Annotated in this window: 18 protein-coding genes; 11 read left to right on the top strand and 7 right to left on the bottom strand. The window is 71.6% G+C overall.

Going from position 1 to position 15,665, the window contains the following annotated elements; genetic code table 11:
• Positions 1 to 10: 10 nt before the first annotated feature.
• A complete protein-coding gene (locus HNR19_RS03600) occupies positions 11 to 1,141 on the top strand; it encodes a glutamate--cysteine ligase (protein WP_179666659.1) in 1,131 nt (376 codons plus the stop codon).
• Here HNR19_RS03600 and HNR19_RS03595 read toward each other — a convergent pair.
• Both HNR19_RS03595 and HNR19_RS03590 read right to left on the bottom strand, forming a co-directional pair.
• Positions 1,138 to 2,280: a DNA polymerase IV gene (locus tag HNR19_RS03595; RefSeq protein ID WP_179666658.1), complete on the bottom strand. Its 1,143-nt coding sequence runs from the start codon at positions 2,278 to 2,280 to the stop codon at positions 1,138 to 1,140. The genes HNR19_RS03600 and HNR19_RS03595 overlap by 4 nt on opposite strands.
• Positions 2,281 to 2,337: 57 nt before the next feature.
• Positions 2,338 to 2,748 (bottom strand): hypothetical protein, encoded by a 411-nt coding sequence (locus tag HNR19_RS03590; protein WP_179666657.1) that lies wholly within the window; start codon positions 2,746 to 2,748, stop codon positions 2,338 to 2,340.
• Positions 2,749 to 2,910: 162 nt separating this feature from the next.
• Here HNR19_RS03590 and HNR19_RS03585 point away from each other — a divergent pair, with 162 nt between their 5' ends.
• Entirely contained in the window at positions 2,911 to 4,458 is a 1,548-nt protein-coding gene (locus HNR19_RS03585; protein WP_343047031.1) for a WS/DGAT/MGAT family O-acyltransferase, read from the top strand.
• 292 nt (positions 4,459 to 4,750) lie between these two features.
• Here the strand turns inward: HNR19_RS03585 and HNR19_RS03580 are convergent, their stop codons facing one another.
• Positions 4,751 to 5,935 carry a DNA methyltransferase gene (locus HNR19_RS03580; protein WP_179666656.1) on the bottom strand — a complete coding sequence of 395 codons (1,185 nt, stop codon included), beginning with the start codon at positions 5,933 to 5,935 and terminating at the stop codon, positions 4,751 to 4,753.
• A gap of 105 nt (positions 5,936 to 6,040) precedes the next feature.
• Between HNR19_RS03580 and HNR19_RS03575 the strand changes: the two genes are divergently transcribed.
• The gene (locus HNR19_RS03575; RefSeq protein ID WP_179666655.1) at positions 6,041 to 7,297 is read left to right on the top strand and encodes a phosphodiester glycosidase family protein; all 1,257 of its coding nucleotides are present in this window, start codon (positions 6,041 to 6,043) and stop codon (positions 7,295 to 7,297) included.
• Positions 7,298 to 7,307: 10 nt separating this feature from the next.
• Here HNR19_RS03575 and rimK read toward each other — a convergent pair whose 3' ends face one another.
• Positions 7,308 to 8,498: a 30S ribosomal protein S6--L-glutamate ligase gene (rimK, locus tag HNR19_RS03570; protein ID WP_179666654.1), complete on the bottom strand. Its 1,191-nt coding sequence runs from the start codon at positions 8,496 to 8,498 to the stop codon at positions 7,308 to 7,310.
• 23 nt (positions 8,499 to 8,521) lie between these two features.
• Here rimK and HNR19_RS03565 point away from each other — a divergent pair, with 23 nt between their 5' ends.
• Both HNR19_RS03565 and HNR19_RS03560 read left to right on the top strand, forming a co-directional pair.
• Positions 8,522 to 9,049, top strand: coding sequence for an ATP-dependent zinc protease family protein (locus HNR19_RS03565; RefSeq protein WP_179670067.1), 528 nt, complete (start codon positions 8,522 to 8,524; stop codon positions 9,047 to 9,049).
• On the top strand, positions 9,049 to 10,020 hold the full coding sequence (locus tag HNR19_RS03560) for a succinylglutamate desuccinylase/aspartoacylase family protein (RefSeq protein ID WP_179666653.1): 972 nt from the start codon (positions 9,049 to 9,051) through the stop codon (positions 10,018 to 10,020). Before HNR19_RS03565 ends, HNR19_RS03560 begins: the two co-directional genes overlap by 1 nt.
• On the opposite strand, the gene HNR19_RS03555 is transcribed toward HNR19_RS03560, so the two are convergent.
• A complete protein-coding gene (locus HNR19_RS03555; RefSeq protein WP_179666652.1) occupies positions 10,017 to 10,487 on the bottom strand; it encodes a hypothetical protein in 471 nt (156 codons plus the stop codon). The two genes, HNR19_RS03560 and HNR19_RS03555, sit on opposite strands and share 4 nt — an antisense overlap.
• Positions 10,488 to 10,544: 57 nt before the next feature.
• Between HNR19_RS03555 and HNR19_RS03550 the strand changes: the two genes are divergently transcribed.
• Positions 10,545 to 11,153, top strand: a complete 609-nt coding sequence (locus tag HNR19_RS03550) for a uracil-DNA glycosylase family protein (RefSeq protein WP_179666651.1) — start codon at positions 10,545 to 10,547, stop codon at positions 11,151 to 11,153.
• On the opposite strand, the gene HNR19_RS03545 is transcribed toward HNR19_RS03550, so the two are convergent.
• Complete coding sequence (locus HNR19_RS03545) at positions 11,134 to 11,886, bottom strand: hypothetical protein (protein ID WP_179666650.1); 753 nt, start codon at positions 11,884 to 11,886, stop codon at positions 11,134 to 11,136. The genes HNR19_RS03550 and HNR19_RS03545 overlap by 20 nt on opposite strands.
• A gap of 121 nt (positions 11,887 to 12,007) precedes the next feature.
• Between HNR19_RS03545 and HNR19_RS03540 the strand changes: the two genes are divergently transcribed.
• Both HNR19_RS03540 and HNR19_RS03535 read left to right on the top strand, forming a co-directional pair.
• The gene (locus HNR19_RS03540) at positions 12,008 to 12,418 is read left to right on the top strand and encodes a hypothetical protein (RefSeq protein WP_179666649.1); all 411 of its coding nucleotides are present in this window, start codon (positions 12,008 to 12,010) and stop codon (positions 12,416 to 12,418) included.
• Between the two features lie 13 nt (positions 12,419 to 12,431).
• Positions 12,432 to 12,938 carry a hypothetical protein gene (locus HNR19_RS03535; protein ID WP_179666648.1) on the top strand — a complete coding sequence of 169 codons (507 nt, stop codon included), beginning with the start codon at positions 12,432 to 12,434 and terminating at the stop codon, positions 12,936 to 12,938.
• A 68-nt stretch (positions 12,939 to 13,006) separates the two neighbouring features.
• On the opposite strand, the gene HNR19_RS03530 is transcribed toward HNR19_RS03535, so the two are convergent.
• A complete protein-coding gene (locus HNR19_RS03530) occupies positions 13,007 to 13,417 on the bottom strand; it encodes a MarR family winged helix-turn-helix transcriptional regulator (protein ID WP_179666647.1) in 411 nt (136 codons plus the stop codon).
• An 87-nt stretch (positions 13,418 to 13,504) separates the two neighbouring features.
• Between HNR19_RS03530 and HNR19_RS03525 the strand changes: the two genes are divergently transcribed.
• The 3 genes from HNR19_RS03525 (at position 13,505) to HNR19_RS03520 (ending at position 15,647) form a co-directional block, all read left to right on the top strand.
• Positions 13,505 to 14,962: an MFS transporter gene (locus HNR19_RS03525; protein ID WP_218910137.1), complete on the top strand. Its 1,458-nt coding sequence runs from the start codon at positions 13,505 to 13,507 to the stop codon at positions 14,960 to 14,962.
• A 132-nt stretch (positions 14,963 to 15,094) separates the two neighbouring features.
• Positions 15,095 to 15,223, top strand: a complete 129-nt coding sequence (locus tag HNR19_RS23100) for a hypothetical protein (protein ID WP_281366458.1) — start codon at positions 15,095 to 15,097, stop codon at positions 15,221 to 15,223.
• A gap of 106 nt (positions 15,224 to 15,329) precedes the next feature.
• Positions 15,330 to 15,647 (top strand): WhiB family transcriptional regulator, encoded by a 318-nt coding sequence (locus HNR19_RS03520; RefSeq protein ID WP_179666645.1) that lies wholly within the window; start codon positions 15,330 to 15,332, stop codon positions 15,645 to 15,647.
• The last annotated feature ends 18 nt before the right edge of the window (positions 15,648 to 15,665 follow it).

Below are 15,665 nucleotides of genomic sequence, written 5' to 3'. Positions count from 1 at the left end.
CGCTGGACGCGTGCGGATCGACTTCCACGGGTCACCACGGCCGACGCTCGGGGTGGAGTGGGAGTTCGCGCTGGTCGACCGGCGCACCCGCGACCTGCGCAACGACGCCGAGCACCTCTTCGCCCGCGCCAAGGCGCGGATGCCCGACCCCTCGCGCCTGCACAAGGAGCTGCTGCGCAACACGGTCGAGGTCGTGACCGGCGTCTGCGACACCGTGGGCGACGCGATGGACGACCTCCGTACGGCGCTGCGCTATGTCACCCCGGCGTGCGACGAGCTCGACCTCGACCTGTACGGCGGCGGCACCCACCCGTTCGCGAAGTGGGACGTCCAGCAGCTCACCGAGGGGCACCGCTACGCGGAGCTGATCAACCGCACCCAGTGGTGGGGCCGCCAGATGCTGATCTGGGGCGTCCACGTGCACGTCGGGATGCCCGAGAAGGCGCGGGTGATGCCGGTGCTCTCGGCGCTGCTCACCTACTACCCGCACCTCCAGGCGCTGTCGGCCTCCTCGCCGATCTGGGCGGGCGTCGACACCGGCTACGCCTCCAACCGGGCGCTGATGTTCCAGCAGCTGCCGACCGCCGGGCTCCCGTTCCAGTTCCAGACCTGGGAGGAGTACGAGTCGTTCGCCCACGACCAGCTCACCACCGGCGTGATCGACGAGCTCTCCGAGATCCGCTGGGACGTCCGGCCCGCGGTCAAGCACGGCACCCTCGAGAACCGCGTGTGCGACGGCGTCTCCACCTTCGCCGAGATGGGCGCACTGGTCGCGCTGATGCACTGCCTCGTCATCTGGCTCGACGAGCGGGCGGCCGCCGGCGAGACGCTGCCGACCATGCCGCCCTGGCACGTGCAGGAGAACAAGTGGCGGGCCGCCCGCTACGGCGTCGACGCCATCGTCATCCTCGACGCCGCGTCCAACGAGCGGCTCGTCACCGACGACCTCGCCGACCTCGTCCCGCAGCTGATGCCCGTCGCCGAGCGGCTCGGCTGCCCCGAGGAGCTCGCGTCCGTGCTCACGATCGCCGAGCGCGGCGCGTCGTACCAGCGCCAGCGCGCGGTCGCCGAGCGCACGAACGGCGACCTGGTCGCGGTGGTCGACTCCGTGGTCCGGGAGCTGCGCGCCGACCTGGGCTAGTTGTCGGAGGTGGGGTCGACCATCTCCAGGCGTACGCCGAGCAGCCGGACCGGCCGGTCCTTGTCGACCCGGTCGAGCAGCGCGACGGCCTCGCGCGCCAGCGTGTCCGGGTCGAGCGTGGGCTCGGGCAGCTTGTGGATGCGGGTGAACGTGAGGAACGGGCGGAACCTGATCTTCAGCCCGACCCTGGTCACCAGGCGGCCCTCGGCCCGCACGTCCTCCACCACGCGCAGCGCGATCCGCCGGGTCTCGGCCTCGACGTCGGCCCAGTCGGTGAGGTCGGCCTGGAACGTCTCCTCGCGGCCGTGCCCGCGCGCGACGTAGGGGGTGGCATCGACCGGGCTGGTGTCGACACCCCGGCCCAGCCGTCGCAGCCACGGACCGGTCGTCGGTCCGATCGCCGCAGCGAGCATCTCCACGTCGGAGCGGGCCAGGTCGTCGACGGTGGCGATGCCGAGCCCGGCGAGTCGCTCGGCGGTCTTCTTGCCGATGCCCCACAGCGCCGAGGTCGGGCGCTCGCCCATCTCGGCGAACCACGTGTCGTGGCCGATCCGGTAGACGCCCTGCCCGGTGGTCGCCACGTGCGACTCCGGGGTGCGCTCCGGCGCCGCCGCGCCGCTCACCTTGCGCTTGGCGAAGCCGGTCGCGAGCTTGGCCTGGAGCTTGTTGTCGCCGATGCCCACCGCCGAGGTGAGCCCCGTCGCCTCGCGAACGGCCTCGCGGATCTCCTCGGCGAACAGCGCCGGGTCGCCCAGCTCGCCCGCGTCGGCCTCGGGCGCGGCCGCGACGAACGCCTCGTCCCAGCCGAGCACCTCGACGACGACGGGCGCGCCACCCCAGACCAGTCCCCGGACCACACCCATCACCTCGGCCGACGCGGCGTCGTAGGCGTCCTTGTCGACGGGGAGGAAGACGGCGTCGGGACACTTGCGGACCGCGATCCGCAGCGGCATCCCCGAGCCGACGCCCTTCTCGCGGGCCTCGTAGGACGCGGTGGCGACCACCCCGCGCTCGGTGGGGTCGCCCCGTCCGCCCACGATGACCGGGCGCCCGGCGAGCTCGGGCCGCCGCCGTACCTCGACCGCGGCGATGAACTGGTCGAGGTCGACGTGCAGCACCCAGCCGCCGGGACCATCCATGGGCCGATGGTGGCATGAGCCTTGGTCTCGAGGCTCGGGCCTGGCGGCCCTCGCACATCAACCAGCGGCACCGCCCTCGTCGGACGAGGCGTCGCGGAGCTTGGCCTTGAAGTAGCGGATCGTCCACTGCATCGAGGCCAGGTCGTGGTACCAGGTGCGGACCTCGGTGCGGCAGCGCACCCGCTCGATCACCCGGTCGTACTCGCCGCACTCCGCGGCCGCCTCGCTGTCGGTCGGCGGGAACTCGGCGGTCCCGTCGAGGTAGTGGACGCCGAAGCCGTTGGCGGCGTCGCCCGTGACCTTGACGATCGTCTTGGGGTGCGGCGCCTGCTGCGTCGGCGCCTGCAGGCGGCCGCCGGGCCCGCCGGTCTCGTCGGCGTCGGCCACGCCCGCGACCAGGCCACCGAGCAGCGCCACACCGATGACGGCGGCCAGCAGGCCGGTGATGCGCATTTGGATCTTCTTCACGTTCACTCCCGAGGGTCGGTCCGCGGCGGCCTCTCCGACGCGGCGAGCCGAACGTAGGAAGACGGCACGACGCCACGCCGCCGTACGCGACCCGCCTGTGCACACACGTGCCGAAAGTCGAATCTGTGGACGGTTGGTGGTCCGGACGGGCAAGGTGTGACCGTGGTCTCCGCTCCTCACCTCCTCCCCGGCAAGCCGATCGACCCGAGCTCGGCGGCGTTCCTGCTGGCCGAGAACCGCAACATGCCGATGCACGTCGGCGGGCTCCAGCTCTTCACCAAGCCCGAGGGAGCGGGGCCCGACTTCGTGCGCGAGATGTTCGAGTCGATGCGCGACACCACCGAGATCGCGCCGCTCTTCCTGAAGCACCCCTACCGCTCGGCGCGCACCGCCGGCCAGCTGGTCTGGCGCCCCGACGAGAACTTCGACGCCGAGCACCACGTCCGCCACAGCGCCCTCCCCCAGCCCGGCCGGGTCCGCGAGCTGCTGGACCTCTGCGGCCGCCTCCACTCCACCCGGCTGGCGTGGGAGCGCCCGCTCTGGGAGTCCCACATCATCGAGGGCCTCGCCGACGGCCGCGTCGCGATGTACACCAAGATCCACCACGGCCTGGTCGACGGCGTCTCCGCGATGCGCCTGCTCCAGAAGGTGCTCACCACCGACCCCGACCGCCGCGGCATGGGCGCCCCCTGGTCCGCGGAGGCCGCGCGCAAGCCCCGCCGGAAGAAGGAGGACGGCCCGACCATCGTCGACGCTGTCACCGGCGCCGTCGAGGCCGCCGCCGGCGCGGCGGGCGCGGTGAGCGAGGCCGCAGGCTCAGCCGCGGGGGCAGCCGCGGAGGCAGCGGCCGGAGCCGCTCGCAGCCTCCCCGACATCCCCGCCGACGCCCTTCGCACGGCGCTCTCGATCAGCGCCGACGCCGCCGGCATGCCCGGCGCCCTGGTGCGCACGCTGCGCCGCGGCATCAAGAACGAGACGTCGTCGGTGTCGCTCTACGCGCCGCGCACGATCTTCAACCAGAAGATCACCGGCTCCCGCCGTTTCGCCGCCCAGGACTGGCCGGTCGACCGGCTCCGCGGCATCGGCAAGGCGACGGGCACGACGATCAACGACGTGGTGCTCGCCATGACGAGCGGCGCGATCCGCTCCTACCTCGACGAGATGGACGCGCTCCCCGACACCTCGCTCGTCGCGATGGTGCCGGTCGGTCTCAAGGCCAAGGAGTCCCATGTCGCCTCGGCCGACGGCGGCAACGCGGTCGGCTCGGTGATGGTGCGGATGGCGACCGACAAGGACGACCCCGCCGACCGCCTCAAGACCATCCACCGCTCGATGCTCGACGGCAAGGAGGCCCTCTCCACGATGACGCCGGCGCAGATCATCGCCATGAGCGCCGTCGGCCTCGCCCCCGCGATCGTCGCCCCCGTCCTCCGCATGCAGGGCATCGTGAAGCCCCCGTTCAACCTGATCATCAGCAACGTCCCCGGCCCCCGCACCACCCACTACTGGAACGGCGCCCGCCTCGAGGGCAACTACCCCCTCTCGATCCCCATCAACGGCATGGCCCTCAACATCACCTGCACCTCCTACGACGGCAAGATGGCCTTCGGCCTCACCGGCTGCCGCCGTACCGTCCCCCACCTCCAGCGCCTCCTCACCCACCTCGACACCGAGCTCACCTCGCTCGAGAAGGCCGCCGGGGTCTCGTGACGGCCGCAGGCGGCCTCCTCGACCACCAGGCACAACGGGTCTCGTGACGGCCGCAGGCGGCCTCCTCGACCACCACCAGCCGGCGTGAGCTGACGCGGCGTCCCGGCCGGCGGAGCGGGCGGTCCCTCCGGGCGATTTCGCGACGACGCGCCGGCGCCCCGACCACCGCGGCGGCCAGCCGAAGAGCGCCGTAGCGCGGCGGAGCGAGCAAGCCCGGAGGGACCGCCGGCGCAGCCGGCCGGGACGTCGCGCCACATCAGGGCTCGGCTTCCCCAACCAGCGCCGCCCCACCTCACAGCTCGGCGAACCCACCCCCGACAACATCAGCCACCGCCCGCAACCGAGCCCGCGTCACATCGGCCACCGTCCGATATCCCGCCCGATCGGCATCCGATCCCACCCGCACCGGCTCCGCATGGTTCACCGACAGGCAGGTACGCCGCCCGCCGTCCTCCGCATTGGCCAGCGCGACCGCGTGCCCCGTGGTGCCGCTCCCCGCGAAGTAGTCGAGCACCCGCGCGTCCGCGGGCATCGTGTCGAGGATCCGCCGTACCAGCCCGGTCGGCTTCGGCGACTCGAAGACCTTCCCGACCAGCGCCTTGACCTCGGCCACCGCAGTGTCGGTCGAGCCGATCTCCTCGGCGAGCCAGATGGTGCGCAGCTTCTTGCGGCGACCGCGGCCGTCGTGGGTGACGTCGCGCCAGTCCCGCTGGTAGACGTCGGCCCGGCGGCCGGTGACTCCCTCGACCCACCGGCAGACCAGGTCACCGGGCCGCTCCTCGATCCGCGGCCGCGACCATCGCCAGACGGCCGGCGCACCGTCGCCGAACACCGGCTTGATCTCGACCGCACCGTCGAACGGGTCCACGCGGACCTCGCCGGTCTCGGGCGACCCCCAGATCGCGAAGTGCAGCGTCGGAGCCGTCACCGGGTTGAACTTCTTGTTGGTGTTGCGCAGCGGCAGCCGGCGGTAGCGCCGCCCGTCGTCGGCCACCAGCGGGAAGTCCGACTCCACCACGGTCGCCGGCGACGACGCGTCGAGCACACAGCGCGCGGCGTCGCGCGCATAGGCCAGCACGTACTCGTGCGACGTCGCGAACCCGCGTCCGAGCTGGCGCCCCTTGGCGTTGAGGTTCACGACGATCTGCGCGAGCAGGTTCGCTTCGCCGTACACCTCGTCCATCAGCAGCCGCAGGTAGGGCATCTCGTTGTCGTCGATGCTGACGAAGATCGCGCCGGACTCCGCGAGCACTCGCCGCCCCGCCTCGAGCCGCGGCCGCATCATCTCGACCCAGGCCGCGTGCCGGCCCGCGCCACCCGAGCCCCGCGGGCCGCGCACGTCGTCGTGGTAGGCGAACGCGCTGCCCGTGTTGTAGGGCGGGTCGATGTAGATCAGGTCGAACGAACCGGGCTCCAGGCGTGCGAGGACGTCGAGGTTGTCGCCCTCCGCGAACACGTTGGTCGGCCGGTCCTGCACGAACTCATCATGCTCGACCCAGGCCGGCCGAAGTCACATAGGTAACACCTGCCACGCCGGTAGAAACCCCCGATCCCGGAGATTTCTTTGCTTAGCCTGGAATTCATGCGTTACTTCCCCGCGCTACTGCTCAGCCTCGCCCTCGCGTTGACCGGCGGCCTGATGGGTCCCGCCTCCGCCGAGAGGGGCGAGCCCGCCGACCCCGACAACCCGCGCACCTGGCAGACCTCGGACCAGATCCCCGGACGGATCGCCCCCGACGTCGAGGTCACGCGAGCGCTCGAGGACACCCTCGAGCGCGAGTGGTGGTACGACGCCGCGCCCGGCGTGCGGGTGGCGAAATGGGTCGACCGCGGCCCGCGCGGACGGGTGCGGTTCTTCGTGGTGCGCACCTGGTGGGACCACAAGGGCGTGTCGGTCGACTACGCCCACCCGCCGAAGGTGAAGCCGACCGAGCCGCTGAGCACGATGCTGCGCCGTACGCCCGACGTGGTCGCGGGCATCAACGGCGACTTCTTCGACATCGGCGACACCGGCGCGCCGCTCGGCCTGGGCCGCGCACGGGGCGAAGGCCTCATCAACGGCATCGACTACGGCTGGAACTCGGCGTTCTGGATGAACCGCAAGACCGGGGCGCCGCAGATCGACCTGCTGCACATGAAGGCCGTCGTCAAGGGCCGCGACCTCACGATCACCAACTTCAACTCGCCGCAGGTGAAGCCCAACGGCATCGGCATCTACGGCAACCGCTGGGGCGGCGCGTCCGGCAAGCGCTGGGTCGACGGCTACACCCGCTACGCGCGAGCGGTCCACGTCATCAACGGCAAGGTCGTGTCCAACAGCACCGAGCTGCCGTGGGGCGAATTCAAGGGCTACTACCTCGTCGCCCGCGGCGAGAAGCAGCGCCGCCAGCTGCGCCGGCTCCACATCGGCAGCGAGGTCTCGACCCGCGCCTGGCTGCCGGAGAGCCCGTCGATGGCGATCACCGGCAACGCGATCCTGCTCAAGGACCGCAAGCTCCAGGTCACCGACGACGGCGAGATGCACCCGCGGACGGCCGTCGGCATCGACCGCGACAAGAAGCAGGTGCTGTTCATCGTCGCCGACGGCCGCGCCCGGCTGAGCCGCGGCTACACGATGGTCGAGCTCGCCCGGCTGATGCGCCACATGGGCGCCGAGGACGCGCTCAATCTCGACGGCGGCGGCTCCTCGACGCTGATCACCCGCAAGGACGGCGCGCTCTCGGTGCGCAACGTGCCGTCCGACGGGGCGGAGCGCTACATCGCCAACGGCCTCCAGGTCACCTACACCGCGCCGCCGAAGCGCGGCAAGAAGGGCAAGCAGGGCAAGCGCGACCGCTGACCCGCGGCGCCTACTCCTCGTGGATCGGCTGCCGCGGCAGCTTCTTCACGCGCGAGCGGCGCTTCGGGCGGGTCGGGATCATGCCGCGCATCTCCTCGAGCTTGCCCCAGCACAGCAGCCGGTCCTCGGCCTCGAGGGTGTGGCGCGGGCCCGGGTTGGGGATCACCCGCACGCCGCGGTGCAGCGTCAGCACGGTGATGTCACGGTCGCGCAGCCCGGAGTCGCCCAGCGTCTTGCCGACGAACGACCCGTCGCCGTGCACCACGATCTCGGCGACGCCGTACCCGGTCGAGACGGCGAGCCGCTCGCGCACGTCGATGTGCGGGAACGCGACCTGGTTGTCGATGTGGTCGATGATCGCGCCGGCGACGTCGAGGTTGGTCGCCGTCTCGATGCCCTCGAGGCCGGGTGAGGAGTTGACCTCCATCACCAGCGGGCCGTCGTCGCCCTCGAGCATGTCGACACCGGCGACCTTGAGCCCCATGATCTGGGACGCGCGCACCGCGACCTCCTCGAACGCCGGGTCGAGGTCGACCTTCTCGACGCTGCCGCCCCGGTGGACGTTGGAGCGGAACTCGTCGCCCTTCGCCGTACGGCGCATCGCCGCGACGACCCGGTCCCCCACGACCAGCGCCCGGATGTCGCGGCCCTTGCTCTCCTTCACGAACGACTGGATGAGCACGTTCTGGCGGGTGCTCTGGAGGGTCTCGATGATCGCCTCGGCGACCTTCAGGCCGGGCGCGAGGATGACGCCGATGCCCTGCGTGCCCTCGAGCAGCTTGATCACGACCGGCGCGCCACCCACACGCTCGATCGCGGGGATCACGTCGGCGCGGTCGCGCACGAACGTCGTCGCCGGCATCGGCACATTGTGGCGCGACAGGATCTGCATCGCGCGGAGCTTGTCGCGCGAGTTGCTGATGCCGCTCGCGGTGTTGGGCGTGTAGACGTCCATCTGCTCGAACTGCCGCACCACCGCCGTGCCGTAGTAGGTGATCGAGTTGCCGATCCGCGGGATCACGGCGTCGTATTGCGAGAGCGTCCTGCCGCGGTACTGCAGGTCCGGCTCGTCGCCCGACAGGTCGATCCCGAAGCGCAGCGTGTTGAGCACCTTGACGTTGTGGCCGCGGTCGATGGCGGCGGTGCGCAGCCGCTGCGTGCTGTAGCTGCGCGGGGCGCGCGAGAGGATCGCCAGCTTCACGTGGGGTCAGGCTCCTAGGGGTGATGCTGCACGCCGAGAAGAGGGCGGCCTGCTTGGATGGGGTCGTGCCTCGCTCCCATCTAACCAGCGTCGCCGGGTGGCGCGAGTGGGTGAGTCTGCCCGAGCTGGGGATCGACTGGATCAAGGCCAAGCTCGACACCGGCGCCCGCTCCTCGGCGCTGCACGCGTTCGACATCGAGGAGATCGAGCGTGACGGGAAGCGCTGGGTGCGGTTCGAGATCCACCCGTGGCAGCGGTCGTCCGCCGACTCGGTCGTCGCGGAGCTGCCCGTCCTCGACGTGCGCAGCGTGAAGAGCTCGACCGGCCACGTGCAGGAGCGGTACGTCGTGCTGCTCGACCTGCGCATCGGCGACCGGGTCGTGACCACCGAGGTCTCGCTGACCCGCCGCGACGAGATGGGCTTCCGCCTGCTCGTCGGGCGCGAGGCGCTCCGCCAGGGCTTCCTGGTCGACTCGCGGCGCTCCTACCTCGGCGGCCGGCCGAAGCAGTCCGTACGGCGCCGCAACCGCGCCGGTGGGATGGACGACTGATGGCGCGTGCGCGCGGGCGCGAGTCCTTCGCGATCGGCAACGTGCGGGTGCGCGCCGGGTCGACCAAGGCCGTCGAGCTCCCGATCACCCGCCTGGTGACGGGCGGCGACGTCAGCCTGCCCGTGCAGGTCGTGCACGGGCGCGAGCCGGGCCCGGTCGTCTGGGTCAACGCCGCGATCCACGGCGACGAGGTGCTCGGCGTCGAGATCATCCGGCAGGTGCTGGCGGCACTGTCGCCCCGCACGCTCCGCGGAACGCTGGTCGCCGTACCCGTGGTCAACGTGCTCGGCTTCATGGCCGGCAGCCGCTACCTCCCCGACCGGCGCGACCTCAACCGGTCGTTCCCGGGCTCGCCCCGCGGGTCGCTCGCGAGCCGCATCGCGCACCTCTTCATGACCGAGGTCGTCGCCAAGTGCGAGGTCGGGCTCGACCTGCACACCGGCGCCGACCGGAGGCCCAACCTGCCGCAGGTCCGGGCAGACCTCGACGACCCGCGGACCCGTGAGCTGGCCGAGGCGTTCGGCGCCCCGGTGATGCTCAACGCCAGCGTCCGCGACGGCTCGCTGCGCCAGGCGGCGCGCGAGACCGGCGCCGCCGTGCTCCTCTACGAGGGCGGCGAGGCCTCCCGCTTCGACGAGGAGCCGATCGTCGCCGGCGTGTCCGGCGTGCTGCGGGTCCTCGCCGCGCTCGGGATGGTCGACCGGCCCGATGACGAGCCCGCGCCGGTCAGCAAGGTCGCGCGCCGCAGCGGCTGGGTGCGGGCCCGCAGCACCGGCATCCTGCACCTCGAGGTCGAGCTCGGCGCGTACGTCGAGGCCGGCCGCCGGATCGGCGGGCTCTCCGACACGTTCGGTCGCCGGGTGCGGCTCGTGCACGCCGACCGGTCGGGCATCGTCGTGGGCCTCACCCACGCCCCGATCGTCAACGCCGGCGACGCGATCGTGCACATCGCCGAGATCGACGACGCCTAGCTCAACGGCACCGGCACGGTCACGATGGCGACCGCGGTGATCGCGACCGCGCACGCCTCGACCGGGTCCTTGACCTTGGCCGGGTGCACCAGCCAGGTGTCGTCCTGCTCGCCCTCGGTGATCGTCGCCGACGGCGGCACGTCGCACCCGACGCTGATCACCGCGGCGCCGACGTGGGTGTCCGGGTCCTCGTCGTAGCGCCGGTAGGCCGTGCCGATCTCGAACCGGATCGTGCTCTCGCCGAGCTCGGTGCCGAACTGCTCGACGTAGCGGTCGAGGTCCTTCGGCCCGCGGAACACCGTCACCATCTCCTCGACGGAGCCGCCCGCCGCGGACCCGGTGACGATCTCGACGACCTCCGGGTCGGCGCGCTCCACCGGGTCGCCCTCCCAGCTCACGTTGTCGCCGCAGCCGGCCAGCACGGTGGCGGCCGCTGCGAGAGCGAGAGCGGCGGGGAGCGTCCTCATGGTGGATCGGACGGTACTCCGCGCCGGCGCGTTCCGCCGGGATGCGAGGCTTCCCCCGTGACCAGCCCGCAGCGCCGTACCTTCACCCGGGCGGAGCTCGAGTCGTTCCGCGACGCCGAGGTGCCCGACCTGCTGCCGACCGAGCCGCACCACGACCTGCGGCTGCTCTTCGTCGGCATCAACCCGGGGCTGTGGACCGCGGCGACGCAGACCCACTTCGCCCACCCGGGCAACCGCTTCTACCCGGCGCTGCTGCGGGCGGGCGTCATCGACGAGCCGATCGACCCCGCCAACGGGATGACCGACGCCGACCGCGACCGGCTCCGGGAGCGCGGCATCGGCATCACCAACATCGTCCGCCGCGCGACCGCGAAGGCCTCCGAGCTCACCAACGACGAGCTCCGCGAGGGTGGCGCGCGGCTCACCGAGCTGGTGTCCGTACGGCGACCGCGGGTGGTCGCGGTGGCCGGCATCACCGCCTACCGCGCGGCGTTCGGGTTCCCCAAGGCCGTCCCCGGCCGGCAGCCTGCCGACCTCGCCGGCGCCGAGCTGTGGGTGGTGCCGAACCCCTCCGGCCTCAACGCGCACGAGACGGCCGAGACGCTCGCCGAGGCCTACGCCGCGGTCGGGCGCGCGGCGGGCGTCGTCACCACTTGTTCCGACTGACCTCGTTGCCCTCGAGGTCGAAGGAGATGTAGCCGCCCTCGCTGTACTCGTTGTTGACGTGCGCGTCGTACAGACCGCCGGTGGGCGTGTCGGGGTCGACGATGATGTAGCAGTCCCCGGGGTCCTCCACGAGCTTGCGCGCCTTGGCGCAGAACCCGTCGAAGAGACTGCCGTCGAGCTCGGTCAGGTCGATCGTCTTGCCGCTGTCGGTGCTGTTGCCGCCCCAGTCGGCGAGGCTGCCGTCCCACGAGTAGGACTCGTAGCGCTGCCCGCTGCCGCCGTCGACGTGCAGGTCGACGTAGGCGCGATCGGGATAGAACGTCGCGTCGAAGACCTCGCTGGTCCCGTGCTCCTCGCGGAGGTCGGCGACCAGCTCGTCGAGCGCCTCCTGGCTGTGCATGTCGCGTCCGCCACCGCCGCCGAAGCTGACCCCGTCGCCGTCGGCCAGGAAGAAGATGCCGACGCCGGCCGCCACAGCCACCCCGGCGACGCCTCCGACGATGCCGACGAGCATGCCGACGCTCCGGCCGGCCGCCGCGGACGCCGCGATCAGCGGGGGCACCGACGAGCTCGACGACGCGTGCGGGTCGCCGTACGGCACGAAGGGCGCCTCCCCGATGCTCGGGGGCGTGTCCGGCTTGGTCTTCGCCTCGGGGGTGTCGGGCCGGATCTTCTCGCCCGGCTCGTCACCGGGTACGTCGTACTGGCGCCACGACGGGGGCTTCTCGGACATGGGGGAAAGGTAGTGCCGTCAGCCGGGTCCCGGGGCGATCCTGCAATTTCATGTCGGTCTCATCCGTGCCGACCTATCGTCGGCGCGAGGCAGCCGTCCGGCCGCCGGAAACGAGACGACGATGGGTTTCTTCAGCAAGGCGAAGAAGGCGGCTCAGGACGCCGCCCAGCAGGCGCAGCAGGCGATGAACCAGGGCGGCCAGCCGCCGCAGGGTCAGGCCGGCGACGGCTACGTCCACGTCCAGGGCGCGGGCCCGGTCGACCCCGCCGCGTTCGGCGGCCCCTCGACGGCCCCGGTCGCCGAGAACGACCCGATCTGGGAGCCGATCAACGGCATCTCCCTCCAGGACTACGCCGACCTGGCCAAGGACTGCCAGGCCCGCGGCGTCAACGACGAGGCCGGGATGATCACGGTCGCGCAGGAGAAGGGCTGGGACCCCGCCGACACCAAGGCCGCGCTCGACGGCTGGGTGGCGCGGATGGGCCAGTCCCAGGCCGTCGGCCAGCAGTTCCGCCGCTTCCTCGGCTACTAGAAGGGCGCCGTTCATGGGCATGTTCAAGGACTGGAAGCGGATGAACGACGCCAACAACCAGTACCTGGCGTCGCAGGGCAAGCGCACCGGCTACTTCGGCCAGCTCGCCGACATCCCTCGCAACATGAACGAGGCCGCGAACAACACCGAGATCGGCCTCAAGATGGTGCGCCACTCGCAGCTCGTCAACGGCGCCGGCATCCCGGCCCTCGTGACGATCGAGGGCGTCTGGGAGGTCGGCAACTACGCCAACATGTCGCCGGTCTTCCGCATCCAGGGCCGGGTGGAGCGCGAGGACGGCGTCGAGCCGTACGGCGCCGTGTTCGACGAGGTGGTCGCCGACATGAGCCGCGGCCGGATGCAGCCCGGCGCCCAGCTCGCGGTGGCGGTCGACCCGCAGAACCCGACCGACATGGCGATCAACTGGATCAAGACGGGCCAGCTGCCGATGCCGGAGGGCGCGACGCCGCCTCCCGGATCGCCCGGCGCGCGTCAGGAGCCGGGCGCCAGCCCCTCCTGAGTCGCGTCACCGCGACTCGACCCTAGGCTTCCACCCTCCCGCGACCTGCCGCGGGAGGGTGGCTGCTGTCAGGTCCAGGTCTGCTCGAGCACCGCGCGGTGGGTCGGCCGCGCCTGCTCGGCGACCTTGCGACCCGCGTCGGTGAGACACACGAAGATCGCGCGCCGGTCGTTGGTGCACATGTCGCGGCGCACGAGCCCGTCCTCCTCCAGGCGCGCGACCGCGCGGGAGAGAGCCGACTGGCTGAGGTAGATGTCGGAGGCCAGGTCGGACATCCGGTACTTGCCCTTCTCGCCGTCGACGAGACGGTCGAGGATCTCGAACTCGCTCAGCCCGAGACCGTGCTCGTTCTGCAACGACTTCTCCAGCGCACAGCCGATCCGGGCGTGCCGGTCGAGCAGCGTCCGCCACTCGTCGACGCGTTGGTCAGCGCGCTCGCCCGACCCACTGTCGGCGGTCGCTGATACGCGCGGAGGCATGTCTCGGATGGTAGCCGAGGCGTTACGATCATGCAAACACATTATTTGCTCTTGCATTCAATGCACGCGCATGGAATCGTATCCGCCATGTCATCTACCCTCCACGTCACCGGCACGGGCTGGTCCGCCCGTGTCTGGGCGCTGCTCATCACCCTGTGCATCGTCCTTTTCCTCGATGGCCTCGACGTCTCCATGATCGGCGTCGCGCTCCCGTCGATCGGCGCCGAGCTCGGCCTCGGCACCGCGTCCCTCCAGTGGCTCATCAGCGGTTACATCCTCGGCTACGGCGGGCTCCTCCTCCTCGGCGGACGCACCGCCGACCTGCTCGGCCGGCGCAAGGTGTTCCTGATCGCGCTGGCGGTGTTCGCGCTCGCGTCGCTGCTCGGCGGCCTCGTCAACAACGGGACGCTGCTGATCGTGACCCGCTTCATCAAGGGCCTCGCCGCGGCGTTCACCGCCCCGACCGGCCTGTCGATCATCGCCACCAACTTCGCCGAGGGCCCCGCCCGCAACAAGGCGCTGTCGATCTACACCGTCTTCGGCGCCGGCGGCTACTCCATGGGCCTGGTCTTCGGCGGGCTGCTGACCAACGTCGGCTGGCGCTGGACGATCCTGCTCCCCGTCCCGGTCGCGCTCGCGGCGCTCGCGGCGGCGTACGTCCTGCTCCCGAAGGACAAGCCGGCCGACGAGGGCGGGCACGATCTTCTCGGCGCGGCGCTGTCGACGGCCGGCATGCTGTTGCTCGTCTACACGGTGGTCTCCGCACCGGAGGCCGGCTGGGCGTCCGCCCGCACCCTGGGCTCGTTCGTCGGTGTCGCCGTGCTCCTCGCCGCGTTCCTCGCCTGGGAGCGCCGGGTGGCCCACCCGCTGGTCCGGCTCGGCATCCTCAAGACCCCCACCCTGCTGCGGGCGTGCCTCGCCATCGTCGCGATGGCCGGGTCCTACTTCAGCTGGCAGTTCATCGTGACGCTCTACCTGCAGGACGCGATCGGCTGGTCGCCGCTGCGGCTAGCGCTCGCGCTGCTGCCGGTGGGCCTGATGGTCACCCTGTCGGCGCTGTTCTCCGACCGGCTGGTCGAGCGCTTCGGCACCGGGAAGATCATCGCGACCACGCTCACCGTGATGGCCGTGGGCTACTTCCTTTTCCTGCGGCTCGACACCAGCCCGTCGTACCCGGCGGTCATCCTGCCGGCCGTGCTGCTGATCGGCGTCGGCTGGATCGGGTTCCCCGCGGTCAACATCCAGGCCACCAGCGGGATCCGCGACGAGGAGCAGGGCCTCGCGGCCGGCGTGCTGCAGACCTCGATGCAGGTCGGGCCCGCGATCCTGCTGGCCATCACCTCGGCCATGATCGCGTCCGGGATGCCGGCCGAGCCGACCCCCGCAGGGCTGCTCGACGCCTACCGCCCGGGCCTCGTCTTCGCGGCCGTCATCGCCAGCGTCGGCGCGCTGATCGCCCTGGTCGCCGTGCTCCCGCGCGGCGGTCTGCAGCCGGAGATCGTTGAGGAGGAGGGCGGGCTCGAGCCCGCCGCGCAGGCCGCCTGACGATCGCGGCAGAAACTCGCTAGGACCGACGGGTCCGTGCGGCTTACCCTTCGGTGGTCCGCACGGACCCGTCCGTGCGCCACCACCCCGACACCACCACGCCGAGCAGATCAGGCACAGAAGGAGCAGACAGTGGATCAGCGCCACTGCCCGTCGTACGCGAACCGCAGCGCGGTCCGCGTGCTCGGTGCTGCCGTCGAAGAGCCCAAGGGCTACGAGGGCGGGACCTGGCTGATCGCTGTGGAGCGGCCGTTGGAGTAGGTGCACAGGCACCGGTTTCCACCGGGCCGCTCCGCGTGCGCCACAGGCCACCGGGGCGGCCCGGACTCATTTTTCCACCCACACGACACCCCAGGAGGTGAAGACGATGAAGATGCAGAAGACCATCCACGAGGACAAGTTCGAGACCAAGGGCGTGACCATCGCCTTCACGGCCCCGACCCCGCTCGACCCCGGCCTGGCCTGGGCGTGCGCCGACCACCCGGACCCGGAGCTCTTCCACCCGGTGGACGACGCCGCACTGGCGGCGGCGCAGGAGCTCTGCGCCGCCTGCCCCGTGCGCGAGCTGTGCCTCGAGCTCGGCCAGCGCCGGGACGAGTTCGGCGTCTGGGGTGGCGTGCTGCTCGAGAGCGGCAAGCCGCTCGCTGCCGTCCGGAAGCCCGGCCGGCCCAAGAAGGTCGCCTGACATGAGACCAGGAAGGAG

Origin of the sequence: Nocardioides thalensis (assembly GCF_013410655.1) — a bacterium.
Classification (GTDB): Bacteria; Actinomycetota; Actinomycetes; order Propionibacteriales; family Nocardioidaceae; genus Nocardioides; species Nocardioides thalensis.
Note: the sequence above shows the minus strand (reverse complement) of the source record. Positions and strands in the feature narration are given on the sequence as shown.